This is a genomic window from Oceanospirillum sediminis (assembly GCF_014164585.1).
Classification (GTDB): Bacteria; Pseudomonadota; Gammaproteobacteria; order Pseudomonadales; family Halomonadaceae; genus Oceanospirillum; species Oceanospirillum sediminis.
On record NZ_JACJFM010000020.1, the window covers coordinates 1 to 4,743 of the forward strand.

Below are 4,743 nucleotides of genomic sequence, written 5' to 3' on the forward strand. Positions count from 1 at the left end.
CGGATAGTGATTCAGACTCCGACAGTGATTCAGACTCCGACAGTGATTCAGACTCCGACAGTGATTCAGACTCCGACAGTGATTCGGACTCGGATTCGGACAGCGACTCAGACTCTGACAGTGATTCGGACTCTGACAGTGACTCTGACTCGGATAGCGATTCGGATTCCGACAGTGACTCCGATTCGGACAGTGACTCCGACTCGGATAGCGATTCGGACTCCGACAGCGATTCAGACTCGGATAGTGATTCCGACTCCGACAGTGACTCTGACTCCGATAGCGACTCTGACTCGGATAGTGACTCTGATTCGGACAGTGACTCAGACTCTGACAGTGATTCGGACTCTGACAGTGACTCTGACTCGGATAGCGATTCAGACTCCGACAGTGACTCTGATTCGGACAGTGACTCTGACTCCGACAGTGACTCCGACTCGGATAGTGACTCCGACTCCGACAGCGATTCAGACTCGGATAGTGATTCCGACTCCGACAGTGACTCTGACTCCGATAGCGACTCTGACTCGGATAGTGACTCTGATTCGGACAGTGACTCTGATTCAGATAGTGATTCGGACTCAGACAGCGACTCTGACTCCGACAGCGATTCGGATTCCGACAGTGACTCTGACTCCGACAGCGATTCAGACTCGGATAGTGATTCAGACTCCGACAGTGATTCGGACTCTGACTCGGACAGCGACTCAGACTCTGACAGTGATTCGGACTCTGACAGTGACTCTGACTCGGATAGTGACTCCGACAGCGATTCTGATTCCGACAGTGACTCTGACTCGGATAGCGACTCAGATTCGGACAGCGACTCCGACTCCGATGACGGCCCACATTCTAATGATGGTTCAGACTCTGACGGTGATTCAGGTTCTGCTACTGCTACTGATCCGGATCTGGATTCAGATAGCGATTCGGACTCGGATAGTGATTCAGACAGTGACTCGGATTGTGATAAAGATCCGGATGGAATCGTCGAAGGTACTGACGGCAATGACAAGATTGATAAGGGCTACTCTGAAGATCCTAATGGTGACAGGGTAGATGCCAATGATGCCATTCTGGATGGTGAGCAGGGACATGATGACATCATCAGAGCTGGTGGAGGTGATGATATTGTCAAAGCTGGTAAAGGTGATGATGAGCTTTATGGTGAACAAGGTGATGACAAGCTTCGCGGTGGAGCCGGTAACGATAAATTAGATGGTGGCGATGGCGCTGATACACTCCACGGCGGAAAAGGTAATGATGAACTTTATGGTGGTGAAGGCGACGACAAACTGCGTGGTGGTGCTGGCGACGATAAGCTAGATGGCGGCGATGGTGCTGATAAGCTCCATGGCGGTAAAGGCAATGATGAGCTTTATGGTGGCGAAGGCGACGACAAGCTACGTGGTGGTGCTGGCGACGACGAGCTTTACGGTGGTAAAGGTGCCGATACACTCCATGGTGGAAAAGGCGCTGATGAGCTTTATGGTGGTGAAGGCGACGATACACTGCGTGGAGGACAAGGCGACGATGAGCTGCATGGTGGAAAAGGCGCTGATGAACTTCGCGGTGGTGAAGGTAATGACACGCTAAGCGGTGGTGACGGCGCTGATAAACTCTATGGTGGAAAAGGTGCTGATGAGTTACAAGGCGGTGATGGTGCCGATGAGCTCTATGGCAGAGAAGGTGCTGATAAACTCTATGGTGGAGAGGGTGACGATACACTACGTGGCGGAAAAGGTGCTGATGAGCTGCATGGCGGCGAAGGTGACGATGAACTCCGTGGTGGTGAGAATGATGACACGCTGACTGGTGGTGCTGGCAATGACACCATCATAGGTGGTAAAGGCAGTGATCAGATTGATGGCGGAGCTGATCGGGATACTATCCACGGTGGAGCTGGTGATCGGGTTGATGGTGGTGAAGGCGGTGACGACTTCGATACCCTGCAGGTTGAAGGTAATGCCCGCGTGATTTATGACGAAGATGATGCCGAAAGTGGCACCATTGAGTTTATGAATGATAAGGGTGATGTGACCGGTTCTCTGGAGTTTGAAAATATCGAGAACGTTGTTGGAGCAGAAGAGTCACCTTCAGGGCCTGATGGCATTGTGGATGGCACTGATGGCAACGATAAGATCGATAAAAATTATAGCGACGACCCTCATGGTGACCAGGTCGATGCCAATGATGCCATTCTGGATGGTGAGTATGGGCATGACGACATCATTAAAGCAGGCGACGGCAATGACACCGTTAAAGCCGGCGAAGGCAATGATGAAATTTATGGTGATGCCGGTAACGATACACTGGATGGTGGCAACGGTGCTGATGAGCTGCATGGTGGCTCAGGCACTAATAAACTGTCTGGTGGTAATGGTGATGATACCTTCGTAGGCGGTGAAGGTGCCGATACTTTCAGTGGTGGCCGAGGCCAGGATAATCTGGATTACTCGAACTCTGATGAAGGCGTAACCGTAGATCTGAGTAGTAAACATGTGTCCGGTGGCGATGCTGATAATGACACTATTAAAGGTGGCATTGATGGTGTTACTGGTTCAGAGCATGCCGATAATCTGACTGGCTTTGATAATCAGGGGAATTCCGCATCCGATACCTATACCAATGAGCTGCATGGTATGGGGGGCGATGATGTGATCGATGGTAAAGCTGGTGATGATATCCTGACCGGTGGAGCCGGTAATGACACCATCATAGGTGGTAAAGGCAGCGACCAGATTGATGGCGGAGCTGATCGGGACACTATCCATGGTGATGCCGGTGACCGTATTGATGGTGGTGAAGGCGGTGACGACTTCGATACCCTGCAGGTTGAAGGCAATGCCCGTGTGGTTTATGACGAAGATGATGCTGAAAGCGGCACCATTGAGTTTATGAATGATAAGGGTGATGTGACCGGTTCTCTGGAGTTTGAAAATATCGAGAACGTTGTTGGAGCAGAAGAGTCAACTTCAGGGCCTGATGGCATTGTGGATGGCACTGATGGCAACGATAAGATCGATAAAAATTATAGCGATGACCCTCATGGTGACCAGGTAGATGCCAATGATGCCATTCTGGATGGTGAGCATGGGCATGACGACATCATTAAAGCAGGCGATGGTAATGACACCGTTAAAGCCGGTGATGGCAATGATGAAATTTACGGTGACGCCGGCAATGACAAATTGGATGGTGGTAACGGTGCTGATGAGCTTCATGGTGGCTCAGGCACTAATAAACTGTCTGGTGGTAATGGTGATGATACCTTCGTAGGTGGTGAAGGTGCCGATACCTTCAATGGAGGCCGGGGCCAGGATAACCTGGATTACTCGAACTCTGATGAAGGGGTAACCGTAGATCTGAGTAAGAAGCATGTGTCCGGCGGTGATGCTGATAATGACACTATTAAAGGCGGCATTGATGGCGTTACAGGTTCAGAGCATGCCGATAATCTGACTGGCTTTGATAATCAGGGGAATTCCGCATCTGATACTTATACCAATGAGCTGCATGGTATGGGTGGCGATGATGTGATCGATGGCAAAGCTGGTGATGACATCCTGACCGGTGGAGCCGGTAATGACACCATCATAGGCGGTAAAGGCAGCGATCAGATTGATGGCGGAGCTGATCGGGATACTATCCACGGTGGAGCTGGTGATCGGGTTGATGGTGGTGAAGGCGGTGACGACTTCGATACCCTGCAGGTTGAAGGCAATGCCCGCGTGATTTATGACGAAGATGATGCCGAAAGTGGCACCATTGAGTTTATGAATGATAAGGGTGATGTGACCGGCTCTCTGGAGTTTGAAAATATTGAAAATGTTGTTGGAGCCGAAGAGCCATCATCCGGACCTGATGGAATAGTAGACGGAACCGATGGTAATGATCGCATTGATGGATCTTACAAAGACGATCCGCATGGCGACATGATCGATTCCGATGACGCTATTCTGGATGGAGAGCAGGGCCATGACGACATCATTAAAGCTGGTGGAGGAGATGACATAGTCCGTGCTGGAGCAGGAGATGATGAAGTCTACGGAGATGCCGGTAATGACACGCTTCTGGGTGGTGACGGTAATGATGAAATGCATGGAGGCAGTGGCACTAACTTTATGAGAAGTGGTGCCGGTGACGATACCTTTGTTGGTGGCGAAGGTGCTGATACCTTCCAGGGCGATAGTGGTCAGGACACTCTGGATTATTCTGGTTCTGACGAAGGTGTAAATGTTGATCTGAGTACTCGTCAGTTGTCTGGAGGCGATGCTGATAACGATACTATCCGTGGTGGTATTGATGGCGTTACAGGTTCAGAGCATGCCGATAATCTGACTGGCTTTGATAATCAGGGCACCAGCTTATCTGATACCTATACCAATGAACTGCATGGTATGGGTGGCGATGATGTGATCGATGGTAAAGCTGGCGATGACATCCTGACCGGTGGAGCCGGTAATGACACCATCATAGGTGGTAAAGGCAGTGACCAGATTGATGGCGGAGCGGACCGGGATACTATCCATGGTGATGCCGGTGACCGTATTGATGGTGGTGAAGGCGGTGACGACTTCGATACCCTACAGGTTGAAGGCAATGCTCGTGTGATTTATGACGATGATGATGCTGAGAGCGGTACCATTGAGTTCATGGATGACAAAGGTGATGTAACGGGCTCCCTTGAGTTCGAGAATATTGAAAATGTTCTAGGGGCCGAAGAAGATCCTGACGACGCAG

General features: G+C 50.5%; 1 protein-coding gene. It reads left to right on the plus strand.

Translation table 11 applies throughout. The features are described 5' to 3' along the window. Positions 1 to 4,743: calcium-binding protein (locus H4O21_RS14690; protein WP_182809631.1), on the plus strand; the 4,743-nt coding region annotated here is incomplete at both ends.